The organism is Streptomyces sp. NPDC059499 (genome assembly GCF_042749285.1).
Lineage (GTDB): Bacteria > Actinomycetota > Actinomycetes > Streptomycetales > Streptomycetaceae > Streptomyces.
The window spans coordinates 76,285-93,541 of record NZ_JBHYTT010000003.1; the positions used below are offsets into that span (position 1 = coordinate 76,285).

A 17,257-nucleotide genomic window follows, 5' to 3' on the forward strand; every position below is an offset into this window, starting at 1 on the left:
GCACGTGTCTTCCGGGACGCACCCGAAGCAGGATTCGCTGCACGGCGCGCAGCGTTCGCTGCACGCCGTACATCCTCGAGGAAGCACGTTTCCGCAGTTCAGAACGTTTCTGCGGCTGCGCAGGAGGTGGGGCGGGTGGGACTCGAACCCACGGCCGACGGATTATGAGTCCGCTGCTCTAACCGGCTGAGCTACCGCCCCGTTTCGGCGTGGCGCGTACATGTGTGCGCACCGTCTGCCGCAGCATAGCCGGTCATACGATCTCCTGCTGCGGATGGTCGGCTTCGCATGACCATGAAGACCGCGCTGCGTGCTGCCCGGTTCCGGCCGGTGCGAAAACGCCCCGAAAGAGTCGTCAGCAGGGCTTCGCCGGGCATGCGAAAGAGGACCCCGAAGGGTCCTCTTTCTTGCCGCTCCCCCGACTGGACTCGAACCAGTAACCCTCCGGTTAACAGCCGAATGCTCTGCCAATTGAGCTACAGGGGATCGCGCTCCCCCGACTGGACTCGAACCAGTAACCTGCCGGTTAACAGCCGGCTGCTCTGCCAATTGAGCTACAGGGGATTGCTGCGTTGCATCGAATCGTACCTACCTGGCGGCTGCCGAGCGGCGCGCGTTCGCTGCGACACATACATTAGCGCAAGCAGGGGGGTGCTCCGCCAATCGGTATCGCCCGGGGTGATCTCGGGTGCGCGCGGGTAGGCGGCCAGCACACGTCCCACAGAGCGAAGGAAGGGTGGCAGCCATGCGGTACCGGCTCACGTTCATCGCCGGAGTGGCCCTCGGTTACGTGCTCGGCACGCGAGCCGGCCGCGAGCGCTACGAGCAGCTGAAGAAGTCCGCGCAGCGGTTCGCCGAGAATCCGGCCGTGCGCAACGCGGCGGAGTCCGCCGCGACCGGCGGCCGCGAGTTCGCGGGCAAGGCGTACCACTCGGTGAGCGAGAAGGTGGGGGACAAGGTGCCGGTCTCCGTCTCCGACCGGGTGCGTTCGCTGCGCGAGCGCAGTGGTCACAACGGTCACAGCAGCGACGACTGGGGCACGACGAACACCTGACCCGGCCCGCTACCGGGTGCCGGGTGGCGCCCGGTAGGGCAAAGCTCCGCCGGTGCGGCAGAATCTGTGTATGGGCATAGTCGCCGGCTTGGACAGTTCATCCGCCTTCACTCACATCGTCGTCTGCGACGCGGACTCGGGTGCGGTGCTGCGGCAGGGGTATGCCGCGCACCCCATCGAGGCCAAGGCTTCCGAGGTGGATCCACAGGCATGGCTGCTCTCACTCGGTGAGGCGGCTTCCGGCGGTCTGCTCGAGGGCGTGCAGGCCATCGGCGTGTGCGCCCAGCAGCACGGTCTGGTGCCGCTGGACCGCCAGGGCAACCTCGTACGTCCGGCGCTGCTCGGGAACGACCGGCGGGCGCAGGTGGCCGCGGCCGATCTGATCGACGGGCTGGGCGGCCGGCAGGCCTGGGCCGAGGCCGTCGGGTCCGTCCCGCAGGCCGCGCAGCCCGTGGCGAAGCTGCGGTGGCTGGCCCGGACCGAGCCGGAGAACGCGCAGCGCGTCGCCGCCGTGATGCAGCCGCACGACTGGCTGGTGTGGCAGCTGCTCGGCAGGCCCAACCGCCGGACCACCGACCGCGGTGCCGCGTCCGGCACGGGCTACTGGTCGGCGGGTTCCGGCTCCTACCGGCCCGATCTCGTGGAGCTTGCCCTCGGCCACCAGGCCGCGCTGCCCGAGGTGCTCGGTCCGTCGGACGCCGCAGGTACGACACCCGAGGGGCTGCTGATCTCGGCGGGCACCGGCGAGACGATGGGCGCGGCGTTCGGGCTCGGGGTCGCGGCCGGTGACGCCGTGGTGTCGCTGGGCGCCTCGGGTTCGGTGATGGCCGTGCACCACGAGGCGCTGGCCGATCCGAGCGGAATGATCACCTCGTTCGCCGACGCGACCGGCATGCACCTGCCGGTGGTCCACACGTCGAACGCGGTACGTGTGCTGCGCGGCACGGCCGAGATGCTGGGCCTGGACGATCTGGACGAGCTGTCCGCGCTGGCCCTGAAGTCGACACCGGGTTCCTCGGGGCTCGTGCTCCTCCCGTACCTGGAGGGCGAGCGCACCCCGCAGCTGCCGCACACCGCAGGAACGCTGAGCGGGCTGCGGCGCGAGTCGATGAAGCCGGAGCATCTGGCGCGGGCGTCCTTCGAGGGGATGCTGTGCTCCCTGGCCGACGCGCTGGATGTGCTGCGCGGCCGGGGCGTGGAGGTGCGTCGGGTGTTCCTGCTGGGTGCGGCGGCGGAGCTGCCGGCCGTGCAGGCGCTGGCCCCCGCGGTGTTCGGGACGCAGGTCGTCGTACCGCAGCCCGCCCAGTACGCGGCGCTGGGTGCCGCCCGGCAGGCGGCGTGGGCGCTCGGGGTCTCCCGGGGGTCCCTCGACCCGCGTACTCCCCCGGCCTGGCAGGGCGCGGCGGCGCAGGTGCTGGAGCCGGGCGAGGATCTGGCGGTCGGCCGGGCCGTGCGCCAGCAGTACCGGGCGACCCGGGACCAGGTGCATCCGGGGGCGTTCGGCGGCGCCGTCTGAGGCGCGCGGGAGCCGGCCTGATTTGACCTGGGCTTGAGCAAAACTGTTGGAAGTTGTGGGTCGGCGTACCGCAGGATGGAGCGGCCTTTGCCGTCGCCGACTCCGAGAGACACGCGTGCTCATAAAACTCCTGCGGGCCTACCTGCGCCCGTACAGAACCCCCATCGTGCTGCTGGTGCTGCTCCAGCTCCTGCAGACCTGCGCCACTCTCTATCTGCCCAGCCTCAACGCGGACATCATTGACAACGGTGTCGTCGCGGGAGACACGGGCTACATCCTGGAGTTCGGCGGCGTGATGATCGCCGTCAGCATCGCCCAGGTCGTCTGCAACATCGGCGCTGTCTACTACGGGGCGCGGACCGCGTCCGCGCTCGGGCGTGACGTGCGGGCCTCCGTCTTCGACCGGGTGCAGTCCTTCTCCGCACGGGAGTTGGGGCGCTTCGGCGCTCCTTCACTGATCACCCGCACGACCAATGACGTGCAGCAGGTCCAGATGCTCGTCCTGATGGCGTTCACACTGATGGTCTCGGCGCCCATCATGTGCGTCGGCGGCGTCATCATGGCGCTCGGGCAGGACGTCCCGCTGTCGGCCGTGCTGCTGGCCGTGGTCCCGGTCCTCGGTGTCTCGGTGAGCCTCATCGTGAAGAAGATGCGGCCGCTGTTCCGCATGATGCAGGAGCGGCTGGACACGGTGAACCGGGTGCTGCGCGAGCAGATCACCGGGAACCGTGTGATCCGCGCCTTCGTCCGTGACGGCTACGAGGAGCAGCGCTTCCGGGGCGCCAACACCGAGCTGACGGATGTGGCCGTGTCCACGGGCCGGCTGATGGCCCTGATGTTCCCCGTCGTCATGACGGTGGTGAACCTGTCGTCCATCGCCGTGGTCTGGTTCGGTGCGCACCGCATCGACAGCGGCGGCATGCAGATCGGTGCGCTGACCGCGTTCCTCGCGTATCTGATGCAGATCGTCATGTCGGTGATGATGGCCACGTTCATGTTCATGATGGTGCCGCGTGCCGAGGTCTGTGCCGAGCGCATCCAGGAGGTCCTGGAGACCGACTCGAGTGTGGTGCCGCCGACGGCCCCGGTCACGGAGCTGCGCAAGCACGGCCATCTGGAGGTGCGGGGCGCGGAGTTCCGCTACCCCGGAGCCGAGGAGCCCGTGCTGCGCTCGGTCGACCTCGTGGCGAAGCCCGGCGAGACGACCGCGATCATCGGGTCGACGGGCAGCGGGAAGTCGACGCTGCTCGGGCTCGTACCGCGACTGTTCGACGTGACGGACGGCGCCGTGCTGGTCGACGGCACGGACGTGCGGACGCTGGATCCTGTCCTGCTGGCGAAGACCGTGAGCCTCGTCCCGCAGAAGCCGTATCTCTTCTCGGGCACGGTCGCGACGAACCTGCGGTACGGAAACCCCGACGCGACCGACGAGGAGCTGTGGCACGCGCTGGAGGTGGCCCAGGCCAAGGAGTTCGTGGAGCAGCTGGAACACGGGCTGGACGCGCCGATCTCGCAGGGCGGTACCAATGTCTCCGGTGGTCAGCGGCAGCGCCTCGCGATCGCCAGGACGCTGGTGCAGCAGCCGGAGATATACCTCTTCGACGACTCCTTCTCGGCGCTGGACTACGCGACGGACGCCGCGCTGCGCCGGGCACTGTCCCAGGAGACGGCGGGAGCGACCGTCGTGATCGTGGCGCAGCGGGTGTCCACCATCCGTGACGCCGACCGGATCCTGGTCCTGGACGAGGGCCGGGTCGTCGGGACGGGCAGCCATCACGAGCTGATGGACGGCAATGAAACCTACCGGGAGATCGTGCTCTCCCAGCTGACGGAAGCGGAGGCCGCCTGATGGCAGGGCCGGGCGGGCGGATGATGGCCGGAGGGCCCACCGAGCGGTCCATGGACTTCAAGGGGTCCGGGAAACGGCTGCTCAGCAGGTTCAGCAGGGAGAAGGCCTCGCTGTACCTGATGCTGGGCGCCTGCACGCTGAGCGTGGCGCTCTCGGTGGTCGGGCCGAAGATCCTCGGTGGGGCCACGGACCTCATCTTCGCGGGGGTCGTCGGCCGGCAGATGCCGGAGGGTACGACGAAGGAACAGGCCGTCGACGGCCTGCGGGAGAAGGGCAGCGACGGGCTCGCCGACATGCTTTCGGGAGTGGACTTCACCCCCGGCCAGGGCATCGACTTCGGCGCGGTGGGGAACGTCCTGCTGGCGGCTCTGGTGATCTACGTCGGCGCGGGGCTGCTGATGCTCGTGTCGACCCGGCTGTCGATCCGGGTGATCAACCGGGTCGTGTTCCAGCTCCGCGAGGATCTCCAGACGAAGCTGGCGCGGCTGCCGCTGTCCTACTTCGACCGGCAGAAGCGCGGCGAGGTGCTGAGCCGGGCGACGAACGACATCGACAACATCTCGCAGACGATGCAGCAGACGATGGGCCAGCTCATCAACTCCCTGCTGACCATCGTGGGCGTACTGATCATGATGTTCTGGATCTCGCCGCTGCTCGCCCTGGTGGCGCTGGTGACGATCCCGCTGTCGGTGTTCGTCGCGGCCCGGGTCGGCAAGCGGTCGCAGCCGCAGTTCGTGGCGCAGTGGAAGGTGACGGGCAAGCTCAACGCCCATATCGAGGAGATGTACACCGGGCACACCCTGGTGAAGGTCTTCGGGCGGCAGAACGAGTCCGCGAGGGATTTCGCCGAGCAGAACGACGCCCTGTACGAGGCGGGCTTCAGGGCCCAGTTCAACAGCGGGATCATGCAGCCGCTGATGATGTTCGTCTCGAACCTGAACTATGTGCTGGTCGCCGTCGTCGGCGGGCTGCGGGTGGCGTCGGGTTCGTTGTCGATCGGTGATGTGCAGGCGTTCATCCAGTACTCGCGCCAGTTCTCGATGCCGCTGACACAGGTCGCCTCCATGGCGAACCTGGTGCAGTCGGGTGTCGCCTCGGCCGAGCGGATATTCGAGCTGCTGGACGCCGAGGAGCAGGATCCCGACCCGGAGGAGGCCGAGCGGCCCGGGGAGCTGCGCGGCAACGTCTCGCTGGAGGGGGTTTCCTTCAGGTACGACCCGGAGAAGCCGCTCATCGAGGACCTCTCGCTGAGTGTGGAACCCGGTCACACCGTCGCGATCGTCGGTCCGACCGGTGCCGGCAAGACCACGCTGGTCAATCTGCTGATGCGGTTCTACGACGTGACGGGCGGCCGGATCACGCTCGACGGCGTCGACGTGGCGAGGATGTCGCGCGACGAACTGCGGTCGGGCATAGGGATGGTGCTCCAGGACACCTGGCTGTTCGGCGGCACGATCGCGGAGAACATCGCGTACGGCGCTTCGCGCGAGGTCACCCGGGAGGAGATCGAGGAGGCGGCACGGGCGGCCCACGCCGACCGCTTCGTCCGTACCCTGCCGGACGGCTACGACACGGTGATCGACGACGAGGGCTCCGGGGTCAGCGCGGGCGAGAAGCAGCTGATCACCATTGCGCGGGCGTTCCTGTCGGACCCCGTGATCCTGGTGCTGGACGAGGCCACCAGCTCGGTGGACACGCGTACCGAGGTGCTGATCCAGAAGGCGATGGCCCGTCTCGCGCACGGCCGGACGAGCTTCGTGATCGCGCACCGCCTCTCGACGATCCGGGACGCCGACGTGATCCTGGTGATGGAGAACGGTTCGATCGTCGAACAGGGCACGCACGACGAGCTGCTGGCGGCCAAGGGCGCGTACGCCCGGCTGTACGCGGCGCAGTTCGCGCAGGCGCTGGCCGAGGTGGACTAGCGGACGCGTGCTGACGGGCCGTCCGGCAGGCTGCCGGGCGGCCCGTCGGCATGTGCTGCCCGGCCGGGTCAGTCCAGGTAGCCGCGGAGCTGGTCGGCGAAGGCGTGGTCCCGCAGCTTGTTCAGGGTCTTGGACTCGATCTGCCGGATGCGTTCGCGGGTCACGCCGAAGATCCGGCCTATCTCCTCGAGCGTGCGGGGCCGCCCGTCGTCCAGCCCGTAGCGGAGCTGGACCACCTTCCTCTCCCGCTCCCCGAGGGTGGAGAGCACCGCCTCCAGGTGTTCGCGCAGCAGGAGGAACGCGGCGGACTCGACGGGGGACGTGGCGTCGCCGTCCTCGATGAGGTCACCGAAGGCGACATCGTCCTCCTCGCCGACGGGGGCGTGGAGCGAGACCGGTTCCTGGGCGAGACGCAGGACTTCGCCGACCCGTTCGGGCGTCAGGTCGAGCTGGGCCGCGACCTCTTCGGCGGTCGGCTCGTAGCCGCGCTCCTGGAGCATCCTGCGCTGGACGCGTACGACCCGGTTGATCAGCTCGACGACATGCACCGGGACCCTTATGGTCCGGGCCTGGTCGGCGAGGGCACGGGACATCGCCTGGCGGATCCACCAGGTCGCGTACGTGGAGAACTTGTAGCCCCGGGCGTAGTCGAACTTCTCGACGGCCCTGATCAGCCCGAGGTTTCCCTCCTGGACGAGATCGAGCATGGTCAGTCCGCGGCCGACGTAGCGCTTGGCGACGGAGACGACGAGGCGGAGGTTGGCTTCGATGAGCCGCCGCTTCGCCATGCGTCCCATCACCACGAGACGGTCCAGGTCGACCGCGAGCCGGGTGTCCGGGTCAGGGGTGCCGGCGAGGCGTTCCTCGGCGAACAGTCCCGCTTCGACGCGTCGCGCCAGTTCCACCTCCTCGGCGGCGGAGAGCAGGGGTATCCGTCCGATCTCCCGCAGGTACTGGCGGAAGAGATCGGACGACGGACCGCCGGCTTCCGTGCGGCTCCGTGGCTCCGGGGGTTCGGGAACCTCCACCGGTTCCTCCATCACCGGGTCGGGTGCACCCCGGGGCGGACCTGCCGCCTCGGGGTGGCGCGTGGCCCGGTTCTGCGCGGGAATCGCCGGGACATGCTCGGTCGTGGTCGTCACGGTCCGGGTCTGCACGAGGGCGACCTCCAGGTGATCGCTGCCGGATCGCGGCGATGGGGGTCCGCGCCTTCGGTGGACCGTCCGCGCTCCGATGACTCAGGCACCGGCACCCAGTGTGGGGTACGACACATCGCTGCCACGAGGGGCGTGCGGTGACTTTCTGAGTCCGGTCCGTGACCGGGTGATTACCGGACGGTGCCGGCGGCGGTACGGATCAGAGCGCGTCGGCGCCGTTGCTCCGCAGCGACTGGGCGTACTGCTGGAGGACCCAGACCTCGTTCTGCGCGGCCGCCAGATGGTCGGGGGCCACGTTGCTTCCCAGGCGGGCGAGGCTGCCCTGGACGTCGTCGATCCTGCGGTCGACCGCGCGCAGGCGGACCTGGACGAGCTGCATGCCCGCGTACGTCTCGTCGATGGACTTGCCGTGGAACACCTCGACGGCGAGCTCGGTGACGAGGTTGCGCACGGTGTCGTTGGGTGCCACGTCCAGGACGGTGACCAGGTAGTCGCGGGTCTCGGCCAGTCCCTGCTCGGCGCCGCCCGCCTCCGCGATGCACTGGCGCACCGCCGCGTAGGGCGGGGCGGTGAACTCGTCGATGCCGTAGGCGTCGAAGGCCGGGGAGACCAGGGCGGGCTTCTGCAGGGCGAGCTTGAGTAGTTCGCGCTCGGTGCGGTGGGCGGGGCTGCGGAGGTTGAGCGCGGGGCCGGAGGGCGCCGTGGGGGCCTGGGCCTGCTGCTGCGGGGGGCCGCCGCGGGAGGGGCCGCCGCCCTGCCCGGGGCCGCGGTCGCCGCCCCGGTCACGGGCCCACCGGGCGATCTGACCGACGCGCTTGACCACGAACTGGGTGTCGAGGATGCCGAGCAGCCCGGCCAGCTGGACGGCGACCTCGTGCTGCGAGGAGCTGTTCTTGATCCGGGCGACGACGGGTGCCGCCTCGTCGAGCGCGGCCGCGCGGCCGGACGGGGTCTCCAGGTCGTAGCGTCCGACGATCTGGCGCAGCGCGAACTCGAAGAGCGGGGTGCGGGGTTCGACCAGGTCGCGGACGGCGTCGTCGCCCTTGGCCAGCCGCAGATCGCACGGGTCCATGTTGTCCGGGGCGATCGCGATGTAGGTCTCGGCGGCGAACTTCTGGTCGTCCTCGAAGGCGCGGAGGGCCGCCTTCTGGCCGGCGGCGTCCCCGTCGAAGGTGAAGATGACGCGGGCGCTGCCGTTGTCCATCAGGAGCCGTCGGAGGATCTTGATGTGGTCGTTGCCGAACGACGTGCCGCAGGTGGCGATCGCGGTGGTGATCCCGGCGAGGTGGCAGGCCATGACGTCGGTGTAGCCCTCGACGACGACGGCTCGGCTGACCTTGGCGATGTCCTTCTTGGCCAGGTCGATGCCGTACAGCACCTGGGACTTCTTGTAGATCGAGGTCTCGGGGGTGTTGAGGTACTTCGGGCCGTTGTCGTCGTCGCGGAGCTTGCGGGCGCCGAAGCCGACGATCTCTCCGGAGGTGTCGCTGATCGGCCACATGAGCCGGCCGCGGAAACGGTCGATGGGGCCGCGGCGGCCGTCCTGGGAGAGGCCCGAGCTGATGAGCTCCTTGTCGCTGAAGCCCTTGCCGCGAAGGAAGCGGGTGAGATGGTCCCAGCCGGCGGGACTGTATCCGACGCCGAAATGGGCCGCGGCGTCCTGGTCGAAGCCGCGTCCTGCGAGGAACTTCCGGCCGATCTCCGCCTCGGGGCCGTCCAGCTGCTCGCGGTAGAAGTCGGCGGCGATCTTGTGCGCCTCGACCAGCCGGATGCGTTCGCCGCGCTGGTGGGAGGGGTTGTAGCCGCCCTCCTCGTACCGCAGGGTGATGCCCGCCTTGGCGGCGAGGCGCTCGACCGTCTCGGAGAAGGTGAGGTGGTCGATCTTCATCACGAAGGCGATCGTGTCGCCGCCCTCCTGGCAGCCGAAGCAGTGGAAGAGGCCCTTGCTCGGGCTCACCTGGAAGGAGGGGGACTTCTCGTCGTGGAAGGGGCACAGGCCCTTGAGGTTTCCGCCGCCCGCGTTGCGCAGTTGGAGGTACTCGGAGACGACGGCGTCGATCGGGACCGCGTCCCGGACCGCCTTCACGTCGTCGTCATTGATCCTGCCTGCCACGAGTGAAGTCTACGGGTGGGGTCGGACATCCGGGACCGGCCGGCGGCGGGGCCGGGGCACACGCCGCCGGCCGTCCCGGATGTCCGCCGGGTCAGAGCAGGGACTCCAGCGGCACCGACGGGTCGCCCAGGGCGTCCGGGTCGGTCTGCTGCCCGGCCCGGATCAGTTCCTGGATGCTTTCGGTGACATCCCACACATTGACGTTCATCCCGGCGAGCACCCTGCGGTCCTTGAGCCAGAAGGCGATGAACTCCCGCTTGCCCGCGTCCCCGCGGATCACGACCTGGTCGTACGAGCCCGGCGGCGCCCAGCCCGAGTACTCCAGGCCGAGGTCGTACTGGTCGGAGAAGAAGTACGGGACCCGGTCGTAGGACACCTCCTGGCCGAGCATGGCGCGGGCGGCGGCCGGGCCGCTGTTCAGCGCGTTCGCCCAGTGCTCCACCCGCAGCCGGGTACCGAGCAGCGGGTGTTCCACCGCGGCGATGTCCCCGGCGGCGAAGATGTGCGGGTCCGAGGTGCGCAGGGAGGCGTCCACGGCGACACCGCCGCCGTGCGCCCGGTCGGCCATGTCCAGCCCGGCCGCCTCAGCGATCGCGGTGCGCGGTGCCGCGCCGATCGCGGCGAGCACGTCGTGGGCGGGGTGCTCCTCACCGTCGTCGGTGCGGGCGGCGAGGACCAGGCCGTCCTGCCCGGTGATCTCGGTGAGGCGGGCGCCGAAGTGGAAACGGACGCCGTGCTCGGTGTGCAGATCGGTGAAGATCTGGCCCACCTCCGGGCCGATGACGTGGTGGAGGGGGGTCGCGGAGGGTTCGACGACGGTGACCTCCGCGCCGTAGCCCCGGGCGGCCGCTGCGACCTCCAGGCCGATCCAGCCTCCCCCCGCGATGACCAGGTGGCCGTTGTCCCGGCCGAGGGCGGCGAGCACGTTGCGCAGCCGGTCGGAGTGGGCGAGGCGGCGCAGGTGGTGGACGCCGACCAGGTCGGTGCCGGGGATGTCGAGGCGCCGGGGTTCGGCGCCGGTGGCGAGCAGCAGCTTGTCGTAGTGGACGACGGTGTTGTCACCGAGCTGTACGGAGCGGCCGTCCCGGTCGATGGACGTGACCACCTGCCCCAGGTGGAGTTCGATGTCCGCCCGGGCGTACCAGGCCGTCTCGTGGACGAAGACGCTGTCCCGGTCCTCCTTCCCGGCCAGGTACCCCTTGGACAGGGGCGGCCGTTCGTACGGATGGTCGCGCTCATCGCCGATCAGGATCACCCGGCCGGTGAAGCCCTCCGCCCGGAGTGTCTCGGCCGCCTTGGCTCCTGCAAGTCCTCCGCCGACGATGACGAACGTCCGGTTTGCGTCGACCACTTGATGCCTCCTCGGTGCTGTGCTGCGCGGCGCCGCCACCTGCGAGCGTCCCGCACGCAGCGTGATGGCGAAAGAGGGTGTACCCCGATCGGTCACATCCAGGTGTCATGTGCCCTGTCGTGGACCAGTCTGCCGAACCCCGGTGAGAGTCCCGTGCAAGGAGCGCGCCGAGGCGTCCGTGAGGGCGGCGATCTGGTCGACGAGGACGCGCTTGCGGGCACGGTCGTCGGGCGCCGCCCCGTACAGGGCACGGAACTGCGGTTCGAGGCCCTCGGGGGCGCGGGCGGTGAGCGCGGCGGCGAGCTCCGCGATGACGATCCGCTGGTCGGCGCGGATGGCCTCCTGCTCGGCGCGCTGCATGACGTAGCGGTCGGCGACGGCCTTGAGCACCGCGCACTCGTTGCGGACCTCGGGCGGGACGACGAGTTCGGCGCCGTACCTGCCGAGCCGTCCCGGCCCGTACGCGCCGTGGGTGGCGGACTCGGCGGCGAGGCAGAAACGTCCGATGAGCTGGCTCGTCGCGTCCTTCAGCCGGGCCTGGGCGACGGCGGACCCGTCGTAGCCGTGCGGCCACCAGTCCTGGGCGACGAGCCGGTCGAGGGCGTCGGCGAGCTCCTGCGGGTCGGTGTCCGCCGGGACGTAACGGCCGATGGCGACCTCCCAGATGTCGCGGCGCTCCGGTTCGGCGAAGAGACAGCTGGGGTCGATGTGCCCGGCGTGCAGTCCGTCCTCGAAGTCGTGCACGGAGTACGCGACGTCGTCGGACCAGTCCATGACCTGGGCCTCGAAGCACTTGCGGTCCTGCGGTGCGCCCTTGCGGACCCACTCGAACACCGGCAGGTCGTCCTCGTACACCCCGAACTTCGGCGAGCCGGGGTCGGTCGGGTGCCCGCCACGTGGCCAGGGGTACTTGGTGGCGGCGTCCAGGGCGGCACGGCTCAGGTTGAGTCCGACGCTGACGAGCTCGCCGCTCCGGGTGTCACGGACGAACCGTTTGGGCTCCAGCCGGGTCAGCAGGCGCAGCGACTGGGCGTTGCCCTCGAAGCCGCCGCAGTCCGACGCGAAGTCGTTGAGTGCCTGTTCGCCGTTGTGGCCGAAGGGCGGGTGGCCCATGTCGTGCGCCAGGCAGGCCGTCTCGACGAGATCGGGGTCGCAGCCGAGGGCGGCGCCCAGCTCGCGGCCGACCTGGGCGCATTCCAGGGAGTGCGTGAGCCGGGTCCGGGGGCTGGCGTCCCAGGCGTGGCCCCGCGTGCCCGGGGTGACCACCTGGGTCTTCCCGGCGAGTCTGCGCAGGGCGGCGGAGTGCAGTACCCGGGCGCGGTCGCGCTGGAAGGCCGTGCGGCCGGGCCGTTTGTCGGGCTCGGTGTCCCAGCGCTCGGTGTCGGCCGTGCCGTAGGGCGTGGCGGCGTACTCCTGTGTGTCCCGGATGTCGTGCGTACCGTCCATGACCTCGACAGTAAACGGCCGGGCCGACAGGACGGCTCAGGCCGACGCCAGCAGTCGCTCGCCCGCGAGGGATCCTTCCGCCGTCACCCGGTCGTACCGGTGCAGCAGCAGCCGTGCCATGGAAGGGTGCGCGCCGAGCGGTGCGGAGGCGATCCAGGGTGCCGCGGCGGCTGCCGCCGTGGCGAAACGTCCGGGTGCGGTGAAGTACGAGGCCACGGCGACCCGGTGCCGGCCGCGTGCGGCGAGGGCGCGCAGGGCGACCGGGACGGTGGGCGTGGCAGCCGACGCGTACGCGGGTACGACGGGCACTCCGCCGAGACGGTCGCTGAGCATGCGGGCGGTGCGGCGGGTGTCGACGGCGGAGTCCGGGTCGCGCGATCCGGCGGCTGCGAGCACGACGGCGGCGTTGCGGCTCCTGCCGTCCTCCTCCTGCCAGCCCGCGTCGACGAGCCGCTCGTGGAGGGTCTCGACCAGCATCGGGTGCGGCCCGAGGGGTGCGGCGATCCGGGTGCGCAGGTGGCCGGCCGCCGCTGCGGCGAGCGGCAGGTCGTGCCTGACGTGGTGCCCGCGGCCGAGCAGCAGCGGCACGAGTACGGCGTCGCCGGCCGGGATGCCGTCCAGCGTCGCGGGAAGCAGCGGTTCGTTCAGTTCGATGTGCCCGAGCCGTACGTCGAGGCCGGGGCGCAGCTCCCGTACCCGTTGCAGGAGCTCCTGGACGGTGTGCAGGGCCTGTGGGTCCCGGCTGCCGTGCGCGACGGCGACCAGGGTGGGGGCCGGGGGCCCCGCGTTGCCGCGGTGGGCGTCGTTCCGGGTGCGGTGCATGGGCCTGCGGGTTCCGTTCAGGGAGACGAGGCTGAGCTGGGTTCCGAGCTGTGAGGTGATGCGGGTCAGAAGTTGCGCCGTGCTGTCGAGGGGCAGGGGCTCACGAGGGTGTTCCGGTGCCGTCTCCGTCATGGACCGATGGTGCCGGGCGGACGTTGCCGGGCCGTTTCGCACCGGTGACGCGTGTTTGCCTCTGCCTCACGGATCGGGTGCCGGCGGTGTCAGGACGGGCGTTTCGCGGTTCGCCGGCCCGTCCGGCGAACCCTTTGCCTCTTCTGTTCGTCCCGTTACATGAGGAACCGGTACCGACACAGGGGGATGCATGCGGCTGAGCGCACCGAGGCGGCCGAAGGCTCCGGCGTGGCTCGCGGCGGTACGGCCGCGGCTGCCGCGCTCACGGCGCGGGCAGCGGTGGCTGGTGCAGGGGCTGATGACCCTCTGTGTGGTGGCCCTGGCACCCGCGACCTGGCTGTACGCCACGGCGGACGCCCGGGTGCGGACCACGGCCGACGCTCCTTCGCAGCAGGTCGCCGTGGTGTTCGGGGCCGGACTGTGGGAGGGCAGACCGACGCCGTATCTGGCGCACAGACTGGATGCCGCGGCCGAGCTGTACCGGAGCGGCAAGGTGAAGGTCGTCCTGGTCACCGGGGACAACAGCCGGGTGGAGTACGACGAGCCGGATGCCATGCGCACGTATCTCACCGGGCGCGGGGTGCCGGACGGGCGGATCGTCAGTGACTACGCCGGATTCGACACCTGGGACTCCTGCGTCCGGGCCAAGAAGATCTTCGGGGTCGACAGGGCGGTCCTGGTGAGCCAGGGCTTCCACATCCGCCGCGCGATCGCCCTGTGCCGGGACGCGGGGATCGACGCGTACGGGGTGGGGGTCGACGCCGTACACGATGCGACCTGGTACTACGGCGGGACACGGGAGGTGTTCGCGGCGGGCAAGGCCGCCCTGGACGCGGTGTTCGAGCCGGATCCGCACTTCCTGGGGCCGCGCGAGCCGGGAGTGACCGACGCGCTCGCCGCCGATCTCACGGCCGGGGACGGCCGGGGCTGAGGTGCGCGTACCGGGGGCGTAACCGGACGCATCGGCGCCCGTAATACCCGGCTCGCACGCTGGGCGTATGGCCCGCACCGAGACGTCCACCCATTGCCCGTACTGCGCGCTGCAGTGCGGGATGAAACTGCGACCGGGTACCGATGGCACGGTGCCCGAGGTCGTGGAGCACACCGCCTTCCCCGTCAACCGGGGTGCCCTGTGCGGCAAGGGGCGCACCGCCCCCGCCGTGCTCGCCGCCGGTGTACGGCTGACCGAGCCCCTCGTGCGCGACGAGGTGAGCGGTGAGCTGGTGCCGGCCGGCTGGGACGAGGCACTGGACCGGATCGCGGGCGCGCTGCGCGGGACGCGGGCCGGGCACGGGGCGGACGCGGTGGGCGTCTTCGGCGGCGGCGGGCTCACCAACGAGAAGGCGTACGCGCTGGGGAAGTTCGCCCGGGTCGTCCTCGGCACGTCCCAGATCGACTACAACGGGCGCTTCTGCATGTCGTCAGCTGCCGCGGCGCACCAGCGGGCGTTCGGGCTCGACCGGGGGCTGCCGTTCCCGCTGGAGGACATTCCGCGGACCGGGTGCGTGATCCTGGTCGGCTCGAACCTCGCCGAGACGATGCCGCCCGCGTTGCGCTATCTGACGGAGCTGCGGGAGAACGGCGGCCGGCTGATCGTCATCGATCCGCGCCGCACGAGGACCGCCGAGCAGGCCGATCTGCATCTGACGCCCCGGCCCGGCACGGATCTGGCGCTCGCCCTCGGGATGCTGCATCTGGTCGTGGCGGAGGGGCGGGTGGACGAGGAGTTCGTCCGCACCCGCACGAACGGCTGGGACGAGGCCAGGGCGGGTGCGATGGCGCACTGGCCGGAGCTGGTGGAGCGCATCACCGGGGTGCCCGTGCCGCAACTGCGCGAGGCCGTGGAGATGTTCTGCGGTGCGGAGACCGGGATGGTGCTCACCGCGCGGGGTCCCGAGCAGCAGTCGAAGGGGACGGACACGGTCGGCGCCTGGATCAACTTCTGCCTGGCCACCGGCCGGGCGGGGCGTCCGCTGTCCGGGTACGGCTGCCTGACCGGCCAGGGCAACGGCCAGGGCGGCCGGGAACACGGCCAGAAGGCCGATCAGCTGCCGGGCTACCGCAAGCTCACCGATCCGGCCGCGCGCCGCCATGTGGCCGGGGTCTGGGGCGTCGACCCGGACTCGCTGCCGGGGCCGGGGCGCAGCGCGTACGAGCTGCTGGACGCGCTGGGGCAGGACGTGAGGTCCTTGCTGGTGATGGGTTCCAACCCGGTCGTCTCCGCCCCGCGCGCCGGGCACATCGAGGAGCGGCTGCGGTCGCTGGACTTCCTGGCGGTCGCGGATGTGGTGCTGTCGGAGACGGCGGCGCTGGCCGATGTGGTGCTGCCGGTGACGCAGTGGGCGGAGGAGAGCGGCACCACGACCAATCTGGAGGGCCGGGTGCTGCTGCGGCAGCGGGCGGTCACGGCGCCGCCGGGGGTGCGCAGCGATCTGGAGGTGCTGAACGCGTTGGCCGGGCTCCTGGGGCACGGGAAGGGCTTCCCTGCCGATCCGGAGGAGGTCTTCGACGAGCTCCGTCGGGCTTCGGCGGGCGGACCCGCCGACTACGCGGGCATCACCTACGCCAGGATCGCGGCGGAGGACGGGGTGTTCTGGCCCTGCCCGGACGAGGAGCACGCCGGGACGCCGCGGCTGTTCCTCGATCGGTTCGCGACGGACGACGGGCGGGCCCGGTTCGTGCCGGTCACCCACCGGCCGGCCGCGGAGGAGACGGATGCCGAGTACCCGGTCGTGCTGACGACGGGGCGGGTCGTGTCCCAGTACCAGTCGGGGGCGCAGACCCGCCGGGTGGACGAGCTGAACGCGGCCGCGCCGGGCCCCTTCGTGGAGCTGCATCCGCGGCTCGCCGAGCGGATCGGGGTGGCCGAGGGCGAATCGGTCGCCGTCACCTCACGGCGCGGGCGGGCGGTCGCGCCGGCCCGGATCACGGTGGGGATCCGCCAGGACACCGTGTTCATGCCGTTCCACTGGCCGGGCGAGGGCCGGGCCAACACCCTGACGAACCCGGCCCTGGACCCGGTGTCGCGCATGCCGGAGTTCAAGGTGTGCGCGGTGCGGGTGGAGGCCGCCGGGTGAGCCAGGCGCCCGAGGGGATGGGTGTCCCGCCCGTGCGCAGGGTGCGGGTGACGGCGGGGGCGGCGAAGTAGACCCAGGCACGGACCGCCACGGCCGGTTCCGGCCCGGGGGTCACCTCGGCCGGTTCCGGCCCGGGTATCACCTGCCGCACGACCCGTTCGTACAGGTTGCGCGGGTGGTCCGGGCCCAGGTACTCCTCCAGGTGGTCCAGGAGCCCGAGCAGTTCCCCGTACGATCCGGGCGCGGCGGTCACGAGTGCGCCGTGGACCGTGCCGTGGCCCTCGATGGCGTACGGGTATCCGGGGCCTTCGTAGAGGAGGGCTCCCGGCAGTACCGCCGGCTGTTCCGCGCTCGTACGGCCCCGCAGGAACAGGTCGTGGTTGCGCTCGCCGGGGAGCAGCGTGCCGTACACGAAGAACGGCAGTACCGCGTCGGTCACAGGGCCGCCGCGGATGCCGTCTCCGCCGTCACCCAGGCGAGGTAGCGGGCGTTGCCGCGCACCACGGGCGTGGCGATGATCTCCGGGGTGTCGTAGTCGTGCGCCGCGACGAGGTGCGCCTCCAGCTCGTCGTACCGCTCGGCCTTCGTCTTGAACAGCACCTGCCATTCCTCGGTGGTCTCGATGGCGTTCTGCCACCGGTAGACGGAGGTGACGGGTGCGGAGATCTGGGCACAGGCGACGAGGCGTGCCTCGACGGCCCCTCGGGCCAGGAGGTGGGCCTTCTCCTCACTGTCCGTCGTGGTCAGTACGGTCAGCCATGCCGGCTCGGTCATCCCCGGGGCTCCTCGGTCTCGACGGCGTACGGACCCCTCGA

13 protein-coding genes and 3 tRNA genes are annotated in these 17,257 nt (G+C 70.9%); 6 read left to right on the forward strand and 10 right to left on the reverse strand.

Annotated features, from left to right (window positions below; translation table 11 throughout):
- Positions 1-127: 127 nt before the first annotated feature.
- The 3 genes from ACFW9O_RS09165 to ACFW9O_RS09175 all read right to left on the reverse strand — a co-directional run bounded on the left by ACFW9O_RS09165 (position 128) and on the right by ACFW9O_RS09175 (position 564).
- A tRNA-Ile gene (locus ACFW9O_RS09165) sits at positions 128-201 on the reverse strand.
- A gap of 212 nt (positions 202-413) precedes the next feature.
- Positions 414-486 (reverse strand) — tRNA-Asn (locus tag ACFW9O_RS09170).
- 5 nt (positions 487-491) lie between these two features.
- A tRNA-Asn gene (locus ACFW9O_RS09175) sits at positions 492-564 on the reverse strand.
- A gap of 181 nt (positions 565-745) precedes the next feature.
- Between ACFW9O_RS09175 and ACFW9O_RS09180 the strand changes: the two genes are divergently transcribed.
- From ACFW9O_RS09180 to ACFW9O_RS09195, 4 genes are all read left to right on the forward strand, one after another.
- Positions 746-1,054 carry a YtxH domain-containing protein gene (locus ACFW9O_RS09180; protein ID WP_351171799.1) on the forward strand — a complete coding sequence of 103 codons (309 nt, stop codon included), beginning with the start codon at positions 746-748 and terminating at the stop codon, positions 1,052-1,054.
- Between the two features lie 70 nt (positions 1,055-1,124).
- A complete protein-coding gene (locus ACFW9O_RS09185) occupies positions 1,125-2,570 on the forward strand; it encodes an FGGY family carbohydrate kinase (protein WP_351171802.1) in 1,446 nt (481 codons plus the stop codon).
- A 115-nt stretch (positions 2,571-2,685) separates the two neighbouring features.
- Complete coding sequence (locus ACFW9O_RS09190) at positions 2,686-4,419, forward strand: ABC transporter ATP-binding protein (protein ID WP_384606786.1); 1,734 nt, start codon at positions 2,686-2,688, stop codon at positions 4,417-4,419.
- The gene (locus ACFW9O_RS09195; protein ID WP_384606789.1) at positions 4,419-6,344 is read left to right on the forward strand and encodes an ABC transporter ATP-binding protein; all 1,926 of its coding nucleotides are present in this window, start codon (positions 4,419-4,421) and stop codon (positions 6,342-6,344) included. The genes ACFW9O_RS09190 and ACFW9O_RS09195 overlap by 1 nt, the downstream gene beginning before the upstream one ends.
- Before the next feature lie 68 nt (positions 6,345-6,412).
- On the opposite strand, the gene ACFW9O_RS09200 is transcribed toward ACFW9O_RS09195, so the two are convergent.
- The 5 genes from ACFW9O_RS09200 to ACFW9O_RS09220 all read right to left on the reverse strand — a co-directional run bounded on the left by ACFW9O_RS09200 (position 6,413) and on the right by ACFW9O_RS09220 (position 13,365).
- On the reverse strand, positions 6,413-7,501 hold the full coding sequence (locus ACFW9O_RS09200; protein WP_351171811.1) for an RNA polymerase sigma factor: 1,089 nt from the start codon (positions 7,499-7,501) through the stop codon (positions 6,413-6,415).
- A 199-nt stretch (positions 7,502-7,700) separates the two neighbouring features.
- Positions 7,701-9,614: a DNA primase gene (gene dnaG / locus ACFW9O_RS09205; protein ID WP_384606793.1), complete on the reverse strand. Its 1,914-nt coding sequence runs from the start codon at positions 9,612-9,614 to the stop codon at positions 7,701-7,703.
- 91 nt (positions 9,615-9,705) lie between these two features.
- Positions 9,706-10,965 (reverse strand): FAD-dependent oxidoreductase, encoded by a 1,260-nt coding sequence (locus ACFW9O_RS09210; protein ID WP_351171816.1) that lies wholly within the window; start codon positions 10,963-10,965, stop codon positions 9,706-9,708.
- Between the two features lie 105 nt (positions 10,966-11,070).
- Positions 11,071-12,411, reverse strand: coding sequence for a deoxyguanosinetriphosphate triphosphohydrolase (locus ACFW9O_RS09215; RefSeq protein ID WP_351171818.1), 1,341 nt, complete (start codon positions 12,409-12,411; stop codon positions 11,071-11,073).
- 36 nt (positions 12,412-12,447) lie between these two features.
- Complete coding sequence (locus tag ACFW9O_RS09220; RefSeq protein WP_384606798.1) at positions 12,448-13,365, reverse strand: sirohydrochlorin chelatase; 918 nt, start codon at positions 13,363-13,365, stop codon at positions 12,448-12,450.
- 190 nt (positions 13,366-13,555) lie between these two features.
- On the opposite strand from ACFW9O_RS09220, the gene ACFW9O_RS09225 reads away from it, so the two are divergent.
- Positions 13,556-14,296 (forward strand): vancomycin high temperature exclusion protein, encoded by a 741-nt coding sequence (locus ACFW9O_RS09225; protein ID WP_384606800.1) that lies wholly within the window; start codon positions 13,556-13,558, stop codon positions 14,294-14,296.
- A 67-nt stretch (positions 14,297-14,363) separates the two neighbouring features.
- Entirely contained in the window at positions 14,364-16,442 is a 2,079-nt protein-coding gene (locus ACFW9O_RS09230; RefSeq protein WP_384606803.1) for a molybdopterin oxidoreductase family protein, read from the forward strand.
- Here ACFW9O_RS09230 and ACFW9O_RS09235 read toward each other — a convergent pair.
- Together ACFW9O_RS09235 and cutA are read right to left on the reverse strand one after the other, a co-directional pair.
- Positions 16,405-16,881 carry a gamma-glutamylcyclotransferase family protein gene (locus tag ACFW9O_RS09235; protein ID WP_384606805.1) on the reverse strand — a complete coding sequence of 159 codons (477 nt, stop codon included), beginning with the start codon at positions 16,879-16,881 and terminating at the stop codon, positions 16,405-16,407. The two genes, ACFW9O_RS09230 and ACFW9O_RS09235, sit on opposite strands and share 38 nt — an antisense overlap.
- The gene (gene cutA / locus ACFW9O_RS09240) at positions 16,878-17,216 is read right to left on the reverse strand and encodes a divalent-cation tolerance protein CutA (protein WP_351171833.1); all 339 of its coding nucleotides are present in this window, start codon (positions 17,214-17,216) and stop codon (positions 16,878-16,880) included. The genes ACFW9O_RS09235 and cutA overlap by 4 nt, the downstream gene beginning before the upstream one ends.
- Between the last annotated feature and the right edge of the window lie 41 nt (positions 17,217-17,257).

Coding starts and splice junctions, on each gene's coding strand:
- ACFW9O_RS09225 (WP_384606800.1), top strand. CDS start 13,556: ATGCGGCTGAGCGCACCGAGGCGGCCGAAGGCTCCGGCGTGGCTCGCG.
- cutA (WP_351171833.1), bottom strand. CDS start 17,216: ATGACCGAGCCGGCATGGCTGACCGTACTGACCACGACGGACAGTGAG.
- ACFW9O_RS09230 (WP_384606803.1), top strand. CDS start 14,364: ATGGCCCGCACCGAGACGTCCACCCATTGCCCGTACTGCGCGCTGCAG.
- ACFW9O_RS09180 (WP_351171799.1), top strand. CDS start 746: ATGCGGTACCGGCTCACGTTCATCGCCGGAGTGGCCCTCGGTTACGTG.
- ACFW9O_RS09220 (WP_384606798.1), bottom strand. CDS start 13,365: ATGACGGAGACGGCACCGGAACACCCTCGTGAGCCCCTGCCCCTCGAC.
- ACFW9O_RS09195 (WP_384606789.1), top strand. CDS start 4,419: ATGGCAGGGCCGGGCGGGCGGATGATGGCCGGAGGGCCCACCGAGCGG.
- ACFW9O_RS09215 (WP_351171818.1), bottom strand. CDS start 12,411: ATGGACGGTACGCACGACATCCGGGACACACAGGAGTACGCCGCCACG.
- ACFW9O_RS09185 (WP_351171802.1), top strand. CDS start 1,125: ATGGGCATAGTCGCCGGCTTGGACAGTTCATCCGCCTTCACTCACATC.